Source organism: Roseateles sp. Mitsp63 (assembly GCF_059491535.1).
Window position 1 is genome coordinate 628,567 of the sequence record NZ_CP168509.1, and the last position, 18,323, is coordinate 646,889.

General features: G+C 70.4%; 15 protein-coding genes. 12 read left to right on the plus strand and 3 right to left on the minus strand.

Annotation, left to right across the window (positions count from 1 at the left end; genetic code table 11):
* Positions 1 to 290: 290 nt before the first annotated feature.
* From ACEN96_RS02725 to ACEN96_RS02760, 8 genes are all read left to right on the plus strand, one after another.
* Entirely contained in the window at positions 291 to 2,627 is a 2,337-nt protein-coding gene (locus ACEN96_RS02725; RefSeq protein ID WP_495586517.1) for a catecholate siderophore receptor Fiu, read from the plus strand.
* Positions 2,628 to 2,719: 92 nt separating this feature from the next.
* On the plus strand, positions 2,720 to 3,400 hold the full coding sequence (locus ACEN96_RS02730; RefSeq protein ID WP_495586518.1) for a Fe2+-dependent dioxygenase: 681 nt from the start codon (positions 2,720 to 2,722) through the stop codon (positions 3,398 to 3,400).
* Positions 3,397 to 4,035 carry a PepSY-associated TM helix domain-containing protein gene (locus ACEN96_RS02735; RefSeq protein ID WP_495586519.1) on the plus strand — a complete coding sequence of 213 codons (639 nt, stop codon included), beginning with the start codon at positions 3,397 to 3,399 and terminating at the stop codon, positions 4,033 to 4,035. The genes ACEN96_RS02730 and ACEN96_RS02735 overlap by 4 nt, the downstream gene beginning before the upstream one ends.
* Positions 4,036 to 4,147: 112 nt before the next feature.
* Complete coding sequence (locus ACEN96_RS02740) at positions 4,148 to 4,684, plus strand: DUF2271 domain-containing protein (RefSeq protein WP_495586520.1); 537 nt, start codon at positions 4,148 to 4,150, stop codon at positions 4,682 to 4,684.
* Between the two features lie 44 nt (positions 4,685 to 4,728).
* The gene (locus ACEN96_RS02745) at positions 4,729 to 5,577 is read left to right on the plus strand and encodes a DUF4198 domain-containing protein (RefSeq protein ID WP_495586521.1); all 849 of its coding nucleotides are present in this window, start codon (positions 4,729 to 4,731) and stop codon (positions 5,575 to 5,577) included.
* Positions 5,574 to 6,659, plus strand: coding sequence for an FAD:protein FMN transferase (locus tag ACEN96_RS02750; protein WP_495586522.1), 1,086 nt, complete (start codon positions 5,574 to 5,576; stop codon positions 6,657 to 6,659). Before ACEN96_RS02745 ends, ACEN96_RS02750 begins: the two co-directional genes overlap by 4 nt.
* Positions 6,659 to 8,098 carry a sulfite reductase subunit alpha gene (locus tag ACEN96_RS02755; RefSeq protein WP_495586523.1) on the plus strand — a complete coding sequence of 480 codons (1,440 nt, stop codon included), beginning with the start codon at positions 6,659 to 6,661 and terminating at the stop codon, positions 8,096 to 8,098. Before ACEN96_RS02750 ends, ACEN96_RS02755 begins: the two co-directional genes overlap by 1 nt.
* A 261-nt stretch (positions 8,099 to 8,359) precedes the next feature.
* Entirely contained in the window at positions 8,360 to 8,782 is a 423-nt protein-coding gene (locus tag ACEN96_RS02760; protein WP_343642842.1) for an SWIB/MDM2 domain-containing protein, read from the plus strand.
* Between the two features lie 98 nt (positions 8,783 to 8,880).
* Here ACEN96_RS02760 and ACEN96_RS02765 read toward each other — a convergent pair whose 3' ends face one another.
* On the minus strand, positions 8,881 to 9,285 hold the full coding sequence (locus ACEN96_RS02765; protein WP_495586524.1) for a response regulator: 405 nt from the start codon (positions 9,283 to 9,285) through the stop codon (positions 8,881 to 8,883).
* A gap of 304 nt (positions 9,286 to 9,589) precedes the next feature.
* Between ACEN96_RS02765 and ACEN96_RS02770 the strand changes: the two genes are divergently transcribed.
* Entirely contained in the window at positions 9,590 to 10,378 is a 789-nt protein-coding gene (locus ACEN96_RS02770; RefSeq protein ID WP_495586525.1) for an MHFG family PEP-CTERM protein, read from the plus strand.
* A gap of 73 nt (positions 10,379 to 10,451) precedes the next feature.
* Here the strand turns inward: ACEN96_RS02770 and uvrA are convergent, their stop codons facing one another.
* Entirely contained in the window at positions 10,452 to 13,439 is a 2,988-nt protein-coding gene (gene uvrA / locus ACEN96_RS02775) for an excinuclease ABC subunit UvrA (RefSeq protein ID WP_495586526.1), read from the minus strand.
* A 191-nt stretch (positions 13,440 to 13,630) separates the two neighbouring features.
* On the opposite strand from uvrA, the gene ACEN96_RS02780 reads away from it, so the two are divergent.
* The 3 genes from ACEN96_RS02780 to ACEN96_RS02790 all read left to right on the plus strand — a co-directional run bounded on the left by ACEN96_RS02780 (position 13,631) and on the right by ACEN96_RS02790 (position 16,616).
* Positions 13,631 to 15,640 (plus strand): putative bifunctional diguanylate cyclase/phosphodiesterase, encoded by a 2,010-nt coding sequence (locus ACEN96_RS02780; RefSeq protein WP_495586527.1) that lies wholly within the window; start codon positions 13,631 to 13,633, stop codon positions 15,638 to 15,640.
* A 165-nt stretch (positions 15,641 to 15,805) separates the two neighbouring features.
* Positions 15,806 to 15,988 (plus strand): hypothetical protein, encoded by a 183-nt coding sequence (locus tag ACEN96_RS02785; RefSeq protein ID WP_495586528.1) that lies wholly within the window; start codon positions 15,806 to 15,808, stop codon positions 15,986 to 15,988.
* Positions 15,989 to 16,310: 322 nt separating this feature from the next.
* Positions 16,311 to 16,616: a hypothetical protein gene (locus ACEN96_RS02790; protein ID WP_495586529.1), complete on the plus strand. Its 306-nt coding sequence runs from the start codon at positions 16,311 to 16,313 to the stop codon at positions 16,614 to 16,616.
* Positions 16,617 to 16,729: 113 nt separating this feature from the next.
* On the opposite strand, the gene ACEN96_RS02795 is transcribed toward ACEN96_RS02790, so the two are convergent.
* Positions 16,730 to 18,277, minus strand: coding sequence for a ShlB/FhaC/HecB family hemolysin secretion/activation protein (locus ACEN96_RS02795; protein WP_495586530.1), 1,548 nt, complete (start codon positions 18,275 to 18,277; stop codon positions 16,730 to 16,732).
* Positions 18,278 to 18,323 lie beyond the last annotated feature (46 nt).

Here is an 18,323-nt window from a genome sequence, read left to right on the forward strand (position 1 = left end):
TGTCGGAATCGGTCCGCCGCGGCCTGCCTTGCGCCCATGTCGCGCCGACCGTCGCGCGTTCGCCACGCGGAAGTCCCGAGTCGCAGCATTTCTTTGACACACTCAAATGAGAATGCTTAGCATTTGCGACCTTTGAGTCCGAGCCGGCCTCAATCACCCGCCACCGCCAGCCAGTCGCGACCAGGGAGGGGCCCGCCACCGTGCGCCGTGAAGCGCCGGGACGACGCCGCCAACGCGCAGCCAGCCCGAGCGAGAACCCAACTAGAACTTCCCCCTCGGAGCCCGTTTCCATGTCCCGCTACATCAAGAGCCGCAAGCACACGGTGGCTCCGCTGGCCGCCCTGGCCGCCTCGCTGACCCTGCCGCTGGCGCATGCCGCCGATGCCCCGGCCCCCGCCGACGCCGGCACCGCCACGGCCTCCGCGTCCGGCGCGCCCTACCTGCCGCAGGTGAAGATCCAGGGCGCCGCGCAGTCCGACTACAAGGTGGACAAGAGCGCCTCGTCGAAGCTGACGCAGCCGCTGCTGGAGACGCCCAAGACGATCTCGGTGATCAAGAAGGAAGTGCTGCGCGAGCAAGGCGCCGTGTCGCTGACCGACGCGCTGCAGAACACCCCGGGCATCACGATGCAATTGGGAGAGAACGGCAACACCTCCGCCGGCGACGCCTTCCAGATGCGCGGTTTCAGCGCCAGCACCTCGACCTTCGTCGACGGCATCCGCGACCTGGGCGCGGTCACGCGCGACGTGTTCAACCTCGAGCAGATCGAAGTGGTGAAGGGCCCGGCGGGTGCCGACACCGGCCGCGGCGCATCCGCCGGCTACATCAACCTGATCACCAAGCTGCCGCAGATCGACGATTTCGTCGAGGGCACCGTGACGGTCGGCGACGCCAACCGCAAGCGCGCCTCGGTCGACGTCAACCAGAAGGTGATGGAGAACACCGCCGTGCGCCTGAACGCGGTGTGGCAGGACAACGGCGTCCCCGGCCGCGACGTCGTCAAGCGCAAGACCTACGGCATCGCGCCGTCGGTGGCCTTCGGCCTGAACACGAACGCCCGCTTCTTCCTGTACTCGCAGCACGTGCGCCAGGACAACGTGCCGGACGGCGGCATCCCCGCGCTCGGCTGGCCCGGCTACACGGTCGCCGCGCCGGCCGCGACCGCGACGCCGGCCCAGGTTGCCGCCGCCGCCGCGATCGCCACGGCGTCCAAGGTCGACAGCTCGAACTTCTACGGCAGCCGCGACGACCGTGAGAAGGTCAAGGCCGACATGGTCACCGCCAAGCTCGAGATGGACCTGGGCAACGGCACGACGGTGCGCAACATCTCGCGCTACGGCCGCACCCACATGGACCGCGTGCTGACCGGCATCATCACGATCTTCGGCGCTCCGGTGACCGGCGACACGCAGACCACGTCGATCAACCCGGCCGACCCGTCGACCTGGAAGATCTCGCGGTCCCGCCAGCGCGTCGACCAGACCAACGAGATCCTGGCCAACCAGACCAGCCTCACGACCAGCTTCGCCACCGGCGGCGTCAAGCATGACCTGACCACCGGCATCGAGCTGATGTACGAGAGCCAGAAGACGCTGGGCTTCGCGACCACCGGCCTGACCGTCCCGTACGCCAACCTGTACCGCCCGAGCGCCGCCGATGTCCTGCCGATGCCCTTCGCCACCGGCGCGGACAGCGACGGCAGCACCTCGACGCAGGCCGTCTACGCGCTGGACACGCTGGCGCTGACGGACGCGCTCAAGCTGACGCTGGGCCTGCGCACCGAGCACTACACGATCCGCACCACCACCGGCACGCTGGCCAACAACGTGGTGACCAACGCCAAGTACAGCGCCGGCAAGTGGATCACCAGCTGGAACGGCGCGCTGCTGTACAAGCTGGCTGACAACGGCACCGTCTACGCCGCCGCCGGCAACTCGCTGACGCCGCCCGGCAGCGCCAATTTCGTGCTGAGCAGCTCCGGCCAGGCCGCCGGCACCGCCGACGCGCAGGAGACGACCAACTACGAGGTCGGCACCAAGTGGGACCTGCTGGGCAAGCGCCTGAACCTGACCGCCGCGCTGTACCGCAGCGAGAACGATGGCGTGGTCAGCGTGGACCCGGTGACCAACCTGTCGACGCAAGGCGGCAAGGTGCGCGTGCAGGGCATCGAGCTGGCGGCCGTCGGCCAGTTGACCAACTTCTGGCAGATCACCGCCGGCGTGCAGACCATGGACGCCAAGGCGATCAACCAGCGCGCCGCGTCGACGGCGACGAGCCCGAACCAGGTCGTCACCGACGGCGTGCGCTGGACGCCGAAGTGGGCCGCCACGCTGTGGACCTCGTACCAGTGGAACGACTTCACCATCGGCACCGGCGTGCGCCACATCGCCGAGCAGAAGCGCGTCGTCACCGTGGGCCAGCCGAACTCGACCGGTCTGCCCAGCCTGCCCGCCTTCACCGTCGTCGACCTGATGGGCGCCTACCGCGTCAACAAGAACGTCACGATGCAGCTCAACGTCACCAACCTGTTCGACCGGACCTACATGTCCTCGCTGAACAACGGCGGCGGCCGTCTGGTCCTGGGCGCACCGCGCGCGGTCTCGCTGATGGCCAACATCGGCTTCTGACGAGTTTGAGGTAGCGTACGCGCGGCCCGTTCCCGTCCTGGCGGGGGCGGGCCGTCGTCCGTCCCGGCCTCCTGTTTCGAATCGATCCGGACATGCTTCTTCATATCCCTGACGTGCTCTCCAAGCAGGACGTGCACGAGATGCGCAAGCTCCTCGATGCCGCCGACTGGGCCGACGGCCGAGCGACCGTCGGCGAGCAGGGCGCGAAGGTCAAGCAGAACCGGCAGCTGCCAGTCGATCATCCGGCCGCGCGCCAGATCGGCGAGCACATCCGCCAGGTGCTGGCGCGGCATCCGCTCTTCATCAGCGCGGCGCTGCCGCTGCGCACGCTGGCGCCGCTGTTCAACCGCTACGAGGGCGGCGAGCAGTACGGCTTCCACGTCGACGGCGCGATCATGCGCCAGCACGGCACCGACCAGCCGCTGCGCAGCGATGTCTCGTCGACGCTGTTCCTGTGCGAGCCCGACGAGTACGACGGCGGCGAACTCGAGGTCATCGACACCTACGGCACGCACGAGGTCAAGCTGCCGGCCGGCGACCTGATCGTCTATGCGAGCACCAGCCTGCACCGCGTGCTGCCGGTGACGCGCGGCGCGCGGGTGTGCTCGTTCTTCTGGACGCAGAGCCTGATCCGCCAGGACTGGCAGCGCTCGATGCTGTTCGAGCTCGACCAGACCCTCCAGAAACTGCGCGGCCGGCTCGGCGACGACGCCGAGACCACCGCGCTCACGGGCCACTATCACAACCTGCTGCGGCTCTGGGCCGAGACATGAGCGGCACCGCCCCGACGCATCCGGCCCGGCGCGCCGCCTGGCTCAAGCAGCTGCACCAGTGGCACTGGATCAGCTCGGCGATCTGCCTGATCGGCATGATCCTGTTCGCCGCCACCGGCATCACGCTGAACCATGCCGCCAGCATCGAGGCCAAGCCCGCGATCGTCAGCAGGACGGCGCAACTGCCCGCTGAACTGGCCGCCTCCTTGAAGCCCGCGGCGGGCGAGTCCGACCACAAGGGCGCCGTGCCCGCGCCGGTGCGCGCCTGGCTGGCGAAGGCGCTCGATCGCGCCGTCGATGGCCGCGACGCCGAATGGAACCGCGACGAGATCTATCTCGCGCTGCCTCGCCCGGGAGGCGACGCCTGGATCCGCATCGCGCGCGGCAGCGGCGAGGTCGAGTACGAGGACACCGATCGCGGCTGGATCTCCTACCTCAACGACCTGCACAAGGGCCGCAACGCCGGCGTGGCCTGGAGCTGGTTCATCGACATCTTCGCCGCCGCCTGCCTGGTGTTCTCGATCACCGGCCTGCTGATCCTCAAGTTCCACGCCGTCAGCCGGCCCAGCACCTGGCCCCTGGTGGGCCTGGGCCTGGTGATCCCGGCCCTGCTGGCCCTGCTGTTGATCCACTGATCCATCGACACGCGGCCGGCGCGCCGCGCGCCGGCTTCCTTGTTTCCTTACCGCCGTTCTCCGCTCCGAGCCGCCGCCAGGATCCCTCCGACCTTCAACCGAGATCTCGTCCATGAACCGCTCCGCAAGCCGTACCCTCCTCCAGCTCGGTGCCCTGGGCACCCTGGCGGCGGGCTCGTCCGCCTGGGCCGCCACCGTGCAGCTCAAGCTGGACCTGCCGCGCCTGAACGTCGCCGAATACCACCGCCCCTACGTCGCCGTGTGGGTTGAGAAGGCCGGCGAGTCCGGTCCCGCCGTCGCGCAGCTGGCGGTCTGGTACGACATCAAGAAGCAGAACAACGCCGGCACCAAGTGGCTCAAGGACATGCGCCAGTGGTGGCGCCAGGGCGGCCGCAGCCTGACGGTGCCGGCCGACGGCGTCACCGCCGCGACCCGCGCGCCGGGCGAGCACGTGATCTCGCTGGACACGCATCCGGCCCTGGCTGCGCTGCCGCCGGGCAAGTACGAGATCGTCGTCGAGTCCAGCCGCGAGGCCGGCGGCCGCGAAGTCCAGCGCCTGCCGCTGACCTGGCCGGTGAAGGCGCCCGCCACCGCCACGGCCAAGGGCGAGCATGAGCTCGGCGCGCTGGAACTGACGGTCAAGCCCTGAGCGGCGCGTCCTCGCCTCAACGACAAGACACGGAGCAGATCACCATGATGAAGACTTCGATCGCCGCCCGCCTCGCGACGCGCGCCGCCCCGCTCGCGCTGGCCATCGCCGCGCTGCTGCCCCTGAGCGCGCAGGCGCACATGACTTGGCTGCTGCCCAACAAGGCCGCCTTCGACGGCAAGGAGCCGGTGGCCTCGTTCGACGCCGCCGTCTCCGAGGACCTTTTCAACTTCGAGCGCGCGCTCAAGATCGAGACGCTGCGGATCACCGCGCCGGACGGCCGGAGCGTCGAGGCCGAGAACCGCAGCGCGGCCCGCCATCGCGAGAGCTTCGACGTGAAGCTGACGCAGGACGGCACCTGGCGCGTGAGCAACCTCAGCCAATCGCTGATGGGGACCTACAAGCAGGGCGGCGAGACCAAGCGCTTCCGCAGCACGCCGGCGACCTTCGCCAAGGACGTGCCGGCCGATGCCGAGATCACCGCGATGACGGTCATGACCAACCGCCAGCAGACCTTCGTCAGCAAGGAGGAGGCGGGCAAGCTCGACTTCAAGCCCGAGGGAGACGGCCTGGAGCTGCTGCCGCTGGGGCCGGTCACCGACCTGAGCCATGGCGACAAGACCCGTTTCCGCCTCGTGCTGGACGGCAAGCCGGCCGCCGACGTGCAGCTGAAGCTGATCCGCGAGGGCAACCGCTACCGCTACAAGTTCGGCGAGGTCGAGCTCAAGACCGATGCCAAGGGCGAGTTCACCGTCGAATGGACCGAGCCGGGCCGCTACTTCCTCGGCGCGAGCACCGGTCCGGCGCGCGGCCCGAACGCGCCCGCCGGCACGCGCGAGGCGCCGGTGCAGCGCGCCAGCGTCAGCGCCACCTTCGAGGTGCTGCCCAAGTGAGCGTGGCCTGCGGGACGGCGGCGGCGCGCGGCGCGGGCGAAGCGCCCGAGCCGCGCGTGCTCGTCCCGCTGCGCATCACCGGCGAGCCGCCGCCGCTCGGCCAGGCCGTGCACGCGCTCGGCGGCGAGACGATGGGCACGGTCTGGTCGGTGCGCTTCATCGGTCCCAAGGGATTGCGCACCGGTGCGATCGAGGACGCGGTGCGCCACGTCTGCGACGAGGTGATCGCGCAGATGAGCCAGTGGGAGCCGGACTCCGATCTGAGCCGCTTCAATCGCGCGCCGGCCGGCAGCGTGCAGTTGCTGCCGAACGGCTTCGCGACGGTCGTCGCCGCGGCATTGCGTATCGCCGCGGCCAGTGGCGGCGCCTACGACCCGACCGCCGGCGCGCTGGTCGCGCTGTGGGGCTTCGGTCCGTCGGGCGAGGCGGCGCTCGCCCCGCGCCATGACGAGCCAGGCTTCCAGCCGCCGTCCGCCGACGACTGCGCCCGCGCGCGCCTGGGCTGGTCCGCGCTTCACTGGGACGCGGGACGCCATGCTTTGACGCAGCCGGGCGGCCTGCCGCTGGACCTGTCCGCGATCGCCAAGGGCTACGCGGTCGATCGGGTCTCGGCGCTGATGACCCGGCTCGGCCTGCCCGACCACCTCGTCGAGATCGGCGGCGAATTGCGCGGCGCCGGACTCAAGCCGGAAGGCCAGCCGTGGTGGGTCGATCTCGAGCCGCCTGCCGCCGATTGCGGCCTCGCGCCGCTGCGCATCGCGTTGCATGGCCTCTCGGTGGCGACCTCGGGCGACTACCGCAAGGCCTTCATCGACGCCGGCGGAACGCGGCGCTCCCACACCATCGATCCGCGCTCGCGGCGGCCGGTCGAGCACGGGCTCGCCGCCGTCACCGTCGTGCACGACAGCGCGATGTGGGCCGATGGCTGGTCGACCGCGCTGATGGTGCTCGGCCCGGATGAGGGTCTGGCGCTGGCCGATCGCCTCGGGCTCGCCGCGCTGCTGGTACGGCGCCGGACCGCCGCCGAAGGCGGCGGTTTCGAGGAGCGCTTCTCCGCCGCGATGCGCGAACTGATGCTCTGATGACCGCGTTCCTGTCCCGTCCCGCGGCGGCTTTGCTGCTGATCGCGCTCTATCTGGCGATGTGCGCGGCGGTCTGGTGGCGCCATCGCCGCCGCCAGCGGCGGGCCGCCCAGGAGTCCGCCGCGCTGCTGCCCGCCGCCGATGCCGGCCCGCCGGTGCTCGTGCTGCACGCCAGCCAGACGGGTCAGGCCGAAGAGATCGCGTGGCAGACCGCCAGGGCCCTGCACCTGGCCGGCATGCCGGTGCGCGTCGCCGCGCTCGGCGAGATCGATCGCGACGCGCTGCTCGGCTCGCGGCATGCGCTCTTCATCGCCAGCACCCATGGCGAGGGCGATGCGCCCGACAGCGCCGCGCCGTTCGCCCGCGACCTGATGACGGCGGCTGATGACGCGATCGACCTCTCATCGCTCCAGGCGGGCGTGCTGGCGCTGGGCGACTCGAGCTACACGCACTTCTGCGGCTTCGGCCGCGCGCTCGACGCCTGGCTGTGCGAGCGCGGCGCCCAGCCGATGTTCGATCGCATCGAGGCGGACCGCGCCGATCCGCACGCGCTGGCGCAGTGGCGGCAGCGGCTCAGCCATCTGGCCGGCACCGCCGATCTGGCTGAGTGGGAAGCGCCGGTCTTCACGCCATGGCGGCTGCGCGCGCGCCGCCACTTGAATCCAGGCAGCGAGGGTGGACCGGTGTTCCACCTCGCGCTGACGCCGGCGGACGGATCCCCGCTGCCGGACTGGGAAGCGGGCGATCTCGTGCAGGTGAGTCTCGCGGGCGAGGAAGCCGGCGACGACGCGCACCGGCCGCGCGAGTACACGATCGCCTCGCTGCCGCGGGATGGCGGCGTCGAGCTGATGGTGCGCCGCACCGCGCGCGACGACGGCACGCCGGGTCTGGCGTCGGGGCTGTTGACGGAGCGCCTGCCGCTCGGTGGCGAGGTTGCGCTGCGGCTGCGCCCGCATGCGAGCTTCCGCATTGGCGCGAACGCGGGCCGTCCACTGATCCTCATCGGCAATGGCACCGGGCTGGCGGGACTGCGCGCCCATCTGAAGGCCCGCGCGGCATCCCGCATGGACACGGCGAACGGCGTGATCGAGGGCGGCGCGCCACCCGGCGTGCAGGTTTGGTTGCTGTTTGGTGAGCGCCGCTCGGCCCATGACGCGCACTACCGCGAGGAGATCGAAGCCTGGCAGCGCGACGGCCTGATCGCCCATGCGGACTGGGCGTTCTCCCGCGATCAGGCGGAGCGCGTCCATGTGCAGCACCTGCTCGCCCGCCATGCGAGCCGGCTGCGGGAGTGGGTGGATCGCGGCGCGGCGCTCTACGTCTGCGGCAGCCTGCAGGGGATGGCGGGCGCCGTCGATGCGGTGCTGCGCGAGACGCTCGGCGATGCCGGCGTCGACGCGCTCATCCGCGAGGGCCGCTACCGGCGCGACGTCTACTGAGCGCTCGCGCGATGCGCGATGACCACGGGGAACCCCGTAGGTGATGACGAGGGAAGCGCGTAGGACACGCGGCGTTTGATGCGCGCCCGCGACAGACACGGCATGTGGCGTTGACTTCGGGGCCGTTTCTCCCCTGTCTAAGCCTTCTCAATGACAGAGGTGCGCAGTACCATTGCCCGCGCAGGGTGCCAACGAGTACCGAAGGCGTCAGACCTTCACCAGGGCCCGGCACATCAACAACCCTTGATGGAGAGAATCGAAATGGCAACTGCGAAGAAGGCCGCGCCCGCCAAGAAGGCGGCACCGGCCAAGAAGGCGGCCCCTGCGAAGAAGGCCGCCGCCCCTGCGAAGAAGGCGGCACCTGCGAAGAAGGCCGCGCCCGCGAAGAAGGCAGCCCCCGCCGCGAAGAAGGCTGCCGCTCCCGCCAAGAAGCGCACCCCCAACGCCGCCTTCATGAAGGCCCTGACCCCCAGCCCCGCGCTGGCCGCGATCGTCGGCGACAAGCCGCTGCCGCGTACCGACGTGGTGAAGAAGGTCTGGGAATACATCAAGAAGCACAACCTGCAGGATGCTGCGCAGAAGCGCGTCATCAACGCCGACGCCAAGCTGAAGGAAATCTTCGGCAAGGCCAAGGCCGACATGTTCGAGATGACCCGCCTGATCAACAGCCACCTGAAGGATTGAACGCGGCGGCCGCGAGGCCGCTTCTCCGTTCAGGACAAGGCCCGCCTCGCGCGGGCTTTTTTATTGCGACTCGCGCGGCGGGGCGTGTGCCGGCGCGATCAGAGCCGCTCGAGCGCGGCGCGCAGCTGGCGCACGTCGATGGGCTTGAGCCAGTAGTCCTGGAAGCCGGCGGCGCGTGCGCGCTGGCGCTGGTCGTCCATCACGTCGGCCGACAGCGCGATGCAGCGCAGCCCCGCGAGCCGAGCATCGGCGCGCACCAGCGCCATCAGCTCCAGCCCGTTCATGTCCGGCAGGTTCATGTCCATCAGCACCAGCGAGGGCATCACCCGCGGCAGCATCTCCATCGCCTGCGCGCCGGTCTCGGCGACGTCGAGCGTCCAGCCCGGCATGAGGCGGAAGACCTCCTCCATCAGCACGATGTTGATGCGGTCGTCCTCGACATAGACGACGTGGCGGGCGGCGGGGGAAGACGACATGGCGGCGGGCGGCAGGGGAAATTGCACGATACCAGCGATTGCCGGACGAGGCAGCGTTGTCCATGCCGCCGTCGTCAATCGCCTGTGGGTGTGTGCGATTCACCAATCTGTGCGAACTGTGATGGTCGTGTGACAAAAAACACGCCGGACGACACCCCCGGCTGAGGGGGCAGGCCAGGAGCCACGCGGCTTCGCTCCCTACACTCGCCAGCCATTCCCGTCACATCTGGTCATTGATGCCACGGATGGATACAGGGAATGGCACAAGCGGCAAGGCCTGACCCCGGGGGCGTTTCCCCGGAGGCAGCCGCCGCGGAACAAGAGATCAGTCATGTCGTTGGTGGCCGCAATCGCGATGGCCGCGTCCACGGTGACGCTGCCGAACTGTTCCTGGGACAAGCCCGGCGTGAACCCATTCATGGGCGATCTCGTCGCGGCCGTGGACCGCTACAAGGACATCCCGGCGTCGACACGCGCCAAGCTCCAGGCGCGCATGCAGGCGCGCCAGTACGACGAGATCGTCGACATCCATCGCGACAGCATCGTGGGCCGCTACGACTACGACAGCGCCATCCGCGAGATGCATTTCGGCGCGGGCTCGGTCTGCCGGACGGTCACGCGCGCCAAGTGGACCGAGCAGACGCTGGAGCGCGGCCTCGTGTACTGCGAGGACGGCCAGTGCATCCTGGTGCCGACGGTGTGCCGCAACGTCAGCCGCATCACGCGCGGCAAGCTCAAGCCCGCGGCGGCCGGCCCGACGGCGAAGAACGAGGACGAGCCGCTGATGTTCGAGCCGCCGGCCGCCGGCGCATCCGGCGATGGCGGCGGTGACCCGGGCAGCTTCGCGCGCGCGGCGGGCGTGCCGCCGACGGCGACCTCCAACACCAGCCTCGTCGCGCCGACGCCCGGCAACAGCGGTGGTGGCGCGGGCGGTGGCGGCGGCGGCATTTCGACGCCGGGTGGTCCCGGCATCATCACGCTGCCTCAGGTGCCGCAGGGCAATACCGGCGGTGGCGGCCGGCCGCCGATCCCCGGCGTGCCGGAGCCCCAGACCTGGCTGCTGTTCGCGCTGGGACTGGGCGCGCTGGCCGTCGCCGCGAAGCGCCGCCAGGCGGCCTGAAAACGCCGCCCGGGAATGTGGCCCGGGAACGCGGCCCGGGAATGCGGCCTGGAACGCCGCTTGAGGCGCGCGTTCAGCCGCGCGCCAGCAGCGGCTTCAGATAGCGGCCGGTGTGGCTCGCCTCGCAGGCGGCGACGTCCTCGGGCGTGCCCGCGACAAGCAGCCGTCCGCCTCCGGAGCCTCCTTCCGGCCCCATGTCGATCAGCCAGTCGGCGGTTTTGATGACGTCGAGGTTGTGCTCGATGATCACGATCGTGTTGCCCGCGTCGCGCAACTGGTGCACCACCTTGAGCAGCAGCGCGATGTCGGCGAAGTGCAGGCCGGTGGTCGGCTCGTCGAGGATGTACAGCGTCCGCCCGGTGTCGCGCTTGGAGAGCTCCAGCGCCAGCTTCACGCGTTGCGCCTCGCCGCCCGACAGCGTCGTCGCGCTCTGGCCGAGCTTCACGTAGCCCAGTCCCACGTCCATCAGCGTCTGCAGCTTGCGCGCCAGCGTCGGCACCGCATTGAAGAACGCGAGCGCGTCCTCCACCGTCATGCCCAGCACTTCGGAGATGTTGCGGCCCTTGTAGAGCACCTCCAGCGTCTCGCGGTTGTAGCGCTTGCCGCCGCAGGTGTCGCAGGGCACGTAGACGTCGGGCAGGAAGTGCATCTCCACCTTCAGCACCCCGTCGCCCTGGCAGGACTCGCAGCGGCCGCCGGCCACGTTGAAGCTGAAGCGGCCCGCGCCGTAGCCGCGCTCGCGCGCGGTCGGCATCTCGGCGAACAGCTCGCGGATCGGCGTGAACAGGCCGGTGTAGGTCGCCGGGTTCGAGCGCGGCGTGCGGCCGATCGGCGACTGATCGACGTTGATGACCTTGTCAAAGGCGTCCATGCCGTCGATCTCGTCGTGCTCGGCCGGTTCGGCGTGGCTCTGGTAGAGCTTGCGCGCGACCGCGGCGTACAGCGTGTCGTTGACCAGCGTGCTCTTGCCGGAGCCCGACACGCCCGTCACGCAGGTCAGCAGCCCGACCGGGAACTCGACCGTCACGCCCTTGAGGTTGTTGCCGCGCGCGTTGACGATCTTCAGCGTGCGCGGATCCGCGCTGTCGCTGAGCGCGTGACGCTGCCTGGGCACCTCGATGCGCTCGACGCCGCTCAGGTAGCGGCCGGTCGATGACTCCAGGTTGGCCGCCACTTCCTCCGGCGTGCCCTGCGCCATGATGCGGCCGCCGTGCACGCCCGCGCCCGGCCCGAGGTCCAGCACGTGGTCGGCGGCGCGGATCGCGTCCTCGTCGTGCTCGACCACCAGCACCGAGTTGCCGAGGTCGCGCAGGCGCCGCAGCGTCGCGATCAGGCGGTCGTTGTCGCGCTGGTGCAGGCCGATGCTGGGCTCGTCCAGCACGTACATCACACCGGTCAGGCCCGAGCCGATCTGCGACGCCAGCCGGATGCGCTGCGCCTCGCCGCCCGACAGCGTGTCGGCGCTGCGGTCCAGGCTCAGGTAGTTCAGGCCGACGTCGTTGAGGAAGTGCAGCCGCGACGCGATCTCGCGGATCACCTTGTCGGCGATCTCGGCCTTCGCGCCCTTGAGCCTGAGCGTCTCGAAATAGGCCAGCGCCTCGCGCAGCGTCGCGTGCTCGACCTCGTAGATCGGCTTGCCGCGCTCGCCCTCGGCGGCATCGGCCGGCTGCAGCAGCACGTTGCGGGCCTCGCGGCGCAGGCGCGAGCCCTCGCACTGCGTGCAGGGCTTGGCGCTCTGGTAGCGCGCGAGTTCCTCGCGCACCGCGGCGGAGTCGGTCTCGCGGAAGCGCCGCGTCAGATTCGGCAGGATGCCCTCGAACGGGTGGGAGCGCCTGACGCTGCGCTTGCGCCCGTTCGCGCCTTCGGCCTGGTAGGTGAAGCTGATCTCGTCCTCGCCGGAGCCCTGCAGCAACACGTGGCGCGCCTGCTCGGGCAGTTCCTCGAAGGGCAGCTCGAGGTCGAAGCCGTAATGCTTGGCCACCGACTCCAGCATCGAGAAGGTGTAGGCGTTGCGGCGGTCCCAGCCCTTGACCGCGCCGCTGGCCATGCTCAGCGTCGGGAAGGCGACGACGCGCTCCGGATCGAACACCGTGACCTGGCCCAGGCCCTCGCACGCGGGGCAGGCGCCGACCGGCGAGTTGAACGAGAACAGCCGCGGCTCCAGCTCCGGCAGCGAGTAGCTGCAGATCGGGCACGCGAACTTGCTCGAGTAGATGGCCTCGGCGCCGCTGTCCATGTTCAGCACCAGCGCGCGGCCGTCGGCCAGGCGCAGCGCGGCTTCGAAGCTCTCGGCCAGGCGCTGGCGCAGCTGGTCGGCGCCGTCGTGGCGCAGCTTGACGCGGTCGACGACGACGTCGATGTCGTGCTTCTCGGCCTTCTTCAGCGCCGGCAGGTCGGGCGCCTCGACGGTCTGGCCGTCGACGCGGAAGCGCACGTAGCCCTGCGCCTGCAGGTCCTGGAACAGCTCGATGAACTCGCCCTTGCGGTCGCGCACGACCGGCGCGAGCACCATCAGCCGCGACTCGTCCGGCATGGCCAGCACCGCGTCGACCATCTGGCCGACGCTGGACGCCTCCAGCGGCAGATGGTGGTCGGGGCAGAACGGCGTGCCGGCGCGCGCGTAGAGCAGGCGCAGGTAGTCGTGGATCTCGGTGACGGTGCCCACCGTCGAGCGCGGGTTGTGGCTGGTGGCCTTCTGCTCGATCGAGATCGCCGGCGACAGCCCCTCGATGACGTCGACCTCGGGCTTGTCCATCAGCTGCAGGAACTGCCGCGCGTAGGCCGACAGGCTCTCCACGTAGCGGCGCTGGCCCTCGGCGTACAGCGTGTCGAAGGCCAGCGAGGACTTGCCCGAGCCCGACAGCCCGGTGATGACCACCAGCTGGTTGCGCGGCAGGTCGACGTCGATGTTCTTGAGGTTGTGGGTGCGGGCGCCGCGCACGCGGATCATCGGCGTCTCGCCCCCCGCGCGGCCGAGCGCCTGGCCCAGGTACCGGCCCGGCTGCGGCGCGGCGGCGGGCTCGGACGGGGCGGGAACGGCGGGCGGGACTTTCGTGGACATGAGGGGGCCGGGGCACTGGAAGGCGAACTCGCCATGATAGGGCCAGCCCCGTTCCCGCGCCCATGCCTGCTGACATCGCATGGCAGCGGGAGGAATGCCGAAATCCTTCTCGGCGTCCCTGCCTTTGCGGGGGTGGTCCGCCGGGAGGGGGATGCAGAATCGCCGGATCCCCCCGCCACCCCTCCGCCTAGATGAAGCTCAAAGCCCCGTCGCTGTCGCTACGCAGTGTCATCCTGCTCGCGGTGGTGATCGGCATCGCGGCGCCGGCGCTGGCGCTGGTGGCCTTCAGCGACGCGTTCATCCGCCGCAGCCTGGAGCCGCTGCTCGAAGGCCAGCGCGCGGCGGTGATCACGCTGGCGGCGAACGGCCTGGCCGAGCCGCTGTGGACGGTGGACACCCCGGCGGTGCAACGGGCGATCGATCAGCTGCTGTCGGACGTCAGCGTCTGCGCGGTGGAGCTCAACGAGGAACGCGCCGACACCGCCGACATCGTGCGCGGCAAGTGCAGCAAGGATTGGCCGACGGTGACGCTGGCGGCGTCCATCCGGCGCGAGAACCAGGTGCTGGGCAGCCTGCGGGTGCAGTTCGACGACGCGGCGCAGGCGCGCATGCTCGCGCAAGGGCGGCGGCAGACGGCGATCATCGTGGCCTTCCAGGTCGCGGCGGGCGTGGTCATCGTGCTGATGGTGTTCTACCTGCGCCTGGTGCGGCCGATCGACCGCCTCAAGCGCCTGGCCAACGCCATCGCCGAGCGCCAGCCGGTGCCGCGGCTGCGCTGGAACCGCAAGGACGAGCTGGGTCAGCTGGGCGCGCACCTGGACCAGATGGGCCAGCAGATCGCCGGCCTGCTGGCCGACATGGAAAGCAAGAACGCGCAGCTGCATCAGCTGGCGATGTACGACCACCTCACCGGCCTGCCGAACCGGACGCTGTTCCGCGAGGTCTTCCTGCATGAGGCCGCGGTGGCGCGGCGCGAGCAGACCAACCTGGCGCTGCTGTTCGTGGACCTGGACCGCTTCAAGGCGATCAACGATTCGCTGGGCCATGCCGCGGGCGACCGCATGCTGCTGCAGGCGAGCGAGCGGCTGCGCCAGGCGGTGCGCGAGTCCGACCTCGCGTGCCGGGTCAGCGGCGACGAGTTCCTGCTGCTGATGCGCGATTCCAGCGAGCAGGTCGCCTACGCGGCGCAGCGCCTGATCGAGGCGCTGAACGCGCCGCTGCAGCTCGAGGGCGGCGTGGCGAGCGTGTCGGCGAGCATCGGCATCGCGCTGTTCCCGCGCGACGGCGATGACTTCGACACGCTGGTGCGGCACGCCGACCTGGCGATGTACCGCGCCAAGCAGCTGGGCCGGTCGCGCTACAGCTTCTTCCAGCAGGACATGGACGCGGCGGCGGTGCAGCGGATGGAGCTCGAGCGCGAGCTCACGCTGGCGCTGGAGCGGGACGAGCTGCTGCTGCACTACCAGGCCGTGGTCGATGCCCGCTCCGGCGCGTGGTCGGGGCTGGAGGCGCTGATGCGCTGGCAGCATCCGCAGCGCGGGCTGGTGATGCCGGGCCAGTTCATCGAGCTGGCCGAGGAGACCGGCCAGATCCTGGCGCTGGGCTGGAGCACCATCGAGCAGGCCTGCGCGCAGCTGGCGCGCTGGAAGGCGGAAGGGCGGCATCCGGGGCCGATCTCGATCAACCTGTCGGCCTTGCAGTTCCGTGAACCTGGCCTGGCCGCGCGGATCGCCGAGGCGATGCGGCGCCACTCGGTCGGGCCCGGCGAGCTGGCGATCGAGCTCACCGAGAGCGCGCTGCTGAGCGACACCGACACCGTGCTGCAGACGCTGGCGCGACTGACGGAGCTCGGGCTGAGCCTGTCGGTGGACGACTTCGGGACGGGGTATTCCTCGCTGGCCTATCTGAAGCTGCTGCGACCGGCGCGGCTGAAGATCGACCGGGCGTTCGTCCGCGACCTGCCCAGCAGCGCGGATGACCGCGCGCTCGTGCGGGCCATGATGGGCATGGCCGAGGCGCTGGGCATCGAGGTGGTGGCCGAGGGCGTCGAAACGCAGGCCCAGCGCGACGCGCTGCTGGCGCTGGGCTGCTGGCGCCAGCAAGGCTATCTGTATTGCCGCCCGCAGCCCGCGCAGGCGCTGGCGCCGCGGCTGGCGGCCTGGCCGCCCCAGGATGGGGCGCCGCTCGCGGCGCGCGGCTGAGCGCGGGCCCGCGTCCGCCGCCTCCCTCCATTCAGCCCCCTGATCGGCATTTCGGCGCGCGATAGCGGCAATTCGTCGCGCCGCCGTGGCCTTGCCGCGGGCGGCGGCGCACAGTCCAGGCTCAACGCATTGCCAGGACTGGACACACCACCGCAGGGGACCGCCATGAACGACGCCGCCAAGACCTTCCTCACCGCCCTGGCCGCCGTGGCCAGCGCCGCCGTCATCGCCTTGTGGCTGGCGGACGTGAACGAAGCGATGCGTCCGGCGACCACGGTGCCCCAGCACTGGGCCGAGCAGACCATGCCGGGACCTCAGGCCGACCAGGCCAGCAAGCCGCGCGGATGACCACCGCACGGCCTGCGCTCCGATAGACGCCACGCTTCCCCCCGGCATTTCGAAGCCCGCCTGACCAGCGGGCTTCCTTTTTTCCTGCCCGCGGGATGTCCGCTCGATGTCCGGCCGTGTCCGCGGACACCGCGGCCGGATCGCCCAGAACCCCGATGGAATGGGGCATCCCGGCGATCCATCCGATTCCGGCATCCATTCGTCGCGATGGCACGCAGTTCACTCCGCCGCCGTGCGCATTCGTCGCTTGCGGCTCGCGGCGAAGGGCCGCGGCGACGACACTGACTTCACTGACACACGCAACCCCTTCAAGGAGATCGACATGAGCACCACCACTTTCAAGACTTCCCGCGCCACCCGCGGCCCGCGCATCGGCATGAGCCGCGGCGCGAGCTTCAAGGCCCTGGCCTTCGGCATCGGCGCCACGCTGGCCATCACCTTGAGCCTGCTGCACGCGCAGGCCCAGCGCGAACTGCGCGCCTCGGTCATCACGCTGGATCCGGTGGTCATCACCGCCAAACGCGAGAAGCTGCCCACCGTCTACATCACCGGCCGCCGCGACACCCGCGCCGACGGCCAGCAACTGGCCTCGAACGCGCTGGCCGGTTGCACGACCCAGCTCTGCTGAGCTCCGCGGTTGCGCTGTCAAGGCGGCGGCCGCGGCGGATCCACGCGCAGCGACCGCCAATGAGAACGCCCGGCAATGCCGGGCGTTTTTCTTTTTCCGCGTGGACTGCCTGTTCAGAACGCCCAGCCCATCCGCGCCCAGACGCGGACGCCGCGGTCCGGCTCTGACTGCGCGCGCTCCGAGCCGCGCGCGGCGATCGACACCGACCAGTCCAGGTCCCGCCAGCTGCCTCGCACGGCGGCGCCGTAGCCACGCAGCGTGCGGACGTTGCGCCCGGTCAGGAAGGGCGTCTCGTTGAGGCGCACGCCGCCCGCGTTGTAGAAGAGGCTGGGAATGAACGCCGCATTCACGGCGTGGTACAGCTCGCCCGAGGCCAGCCAGCCCTCGTCGCCAACGGCCTCGCCGGCCGGATAGCCGCGCACACCGTTGACGCCGCCGAGTGCGAACTTCTGGTACGAGTCCAGATTGCGCGACGCGAGCTGACCGCTCAGCGCCATCAGCAGGCCCCAGCCGCCACCGAACCGCTGGTTGCGCTGCAGGTCGAGGTTCAAGGTGCCGTAATGGCCCGCGGTCCGCGCGCTCAGCTGATCGATGAGGCCGGCCGAGGGCGAGGTGAAATCCAGGCGGCCGTATCCGACCCGCAGGCCGATCCGCGTGTCGGCACCCGCGCCGGTGTCGTCCTGGCCGTTGAACGTCAACTGGAGCGAGTAATGCGTCGCCCGTTTGCCGGTCGTGGTCGCGGTCACGCCGACCTCGTCGGCCAGGCGGCGGCGCTCGACGCCGAACTGCGCGCCGATGTTGGCGCGGGAACCGCGGACGAGGGGATACGCGAGCAGCCATTCGGCCACGTTGGCCTGCCCGTGCGCGTCCAGGTCGGCGAAGGCGCTGCCCAGCACGTACTGCGTGTGCGTGAGGTTCAGCGCGGTGCTGAGTCCGCTCGAGCCGATGGGGATCTGCGCGGAGAGCCGGCCGTAGTAGAGGTCCTGGTCGCTCGCCATCAGCCGCAGGCCGATCGATTCACCGTGGCCGGTGGGACTGTTGAGGTCGAGGGATCCGCCAAGCCGGCGCTCGCCGGTGTAGCGCGATCCATGGTTGTCCGCGTCCAGCCGGCCGGAGATCAGCGGGGCCGTCGAGTTGTCGATCGACAGGATCGTGTCGCCGGTTTGCGCGCCCGCCTGCAGGCGCGCCGTGGCACGCGCGCCGGGCAGGTCGGACAGCAGCAGCAGGACCCGGTCGATCTGTTCCTGGTTCAGCGGGGCGCCGCGCGGAATCGCCGCGAGACGGGACTCGATGACCGAGGGCAGAAGGCGGCTTCCGGGCTCCGTCCGGATCTGCACCTCGGCCAGCCGGCCTTCGATCACATGGATCTCCACCTCGCCATCCTGGATGGACTGCGGCGGCAGCACGGCGCGCGCCAATGGCCAGCCGTGATCGCGATAGAAGCGCGTGATGCGGGCGGCGCCATCCGTGAGCTCGGACAGCGTGCGGGTCCCGTCGCCCAGATCGGCCACCAGCGCCTCCAGCTCGGCGGACGGGAACAGCGTCGCGCCGGTGACGCGAAGGTGGCGCACCGGGATCGGCGTGCCGTCCTGGGTGACAGCGGAGGAAGCAGAGGAGGCGGGATCGGGGCGGCTCTCCGCATGGAGCGCAGAAGCGGCCACCAGGAGCCAGGCGGCCAGACAGACGGTTCGACGAGCAGTCGTGGTT

Excerpts from the sequence above, each read along its gene's own strand:
- ACEN96_RS02725 (WP_495586517.1), top strand. The coding sequence starts at position 291 with ATGTCCCGCTACATCAAGAGCCGCAAGCACACGGTGGCTCCGCTGGCC.
- ACEN96_RS02730 (WP_495586518.1), top strand. The coding sequence starts at position 2,720 with ATGCTTCTTCATATCCCTGACGTGCTCTCCAAGCAGGACGTGCACGAG.
- ACEN96_RS02735 (WP_495586519.1), top strand. The coding sequence starts at position 3,397 with ATGAGCGGCACCGCCCCGACGCATCCGGCCCGGCGCGCCGCCTGGCTC.
- ACEN96_RS02740 (WP_495586520.1), top strand. The coding sequence starts at position 4,148 with ATGAACCGCTCCGCAAGCCGTACCCTCCTCCAGCTCGGTGCCCTGGGC.
- ACEN96_RS02745 (WP_495586521.1), top strand. The coding sequence starts at position 4,729 with ATGATGAAGACTTCGATCGCCGCCCGCCTCGCGACGCGCGCCGCCCCG.
- ACEN96_RS02755 (WP_495586523.1), top strand. The coding sequence starts at position 6,659 with ATGACCGCGTTCCTGTCCCGTCCCGCGGCGGCTTTGCTGCTGATCGCG.
- ACEN96_RS02760 (WP_343642842.1), top strand. The coding sequence starts at position 8,360 with ATGGCAACTGCGAAGAAGGCCGCGCCCGCCAAGAAGGCGGCACCGGCC.
- ACEN96_RS02770 (WP_495586525.1), top strand. The coding sequence starts at position 9,590 with ATGTCGTTGGTGGCCGCAATCGCGATGGCCGCGTCCACGGTGACGCTG.
- uvrA (WP_495586526.1), bottom strand. The coding sequence starts at position 13,439 with ATGTCCACGAAAGTCCCGCCCGCCGTTCCCGCCCCGTCCGAGCCCGCC.
- ACEN96_RS02780 (WP_495586527.1), top strand. The coding sequence starts at position 13,631 with ATGAAGCTCAAAGCCCCGTCGCTGTCGCTACGCAGTGTCATCCTGCTC.
- ACEN96_RS02785 (WP_495586528.1), top strand. The coding sequence starts at position 15,806 with ATGAACGACGCCGCCAAGACCTTCCTCACCGCCCTGGCCGCCGTGGCC.
- ACEN96_RS02790 (WP_495586529.1), top strand. The coding sequence starts at position 16,311 with ATGAGCACCACCACTTTCAAGACTTCCCGCGCCACCCGCGGCCCGCGC.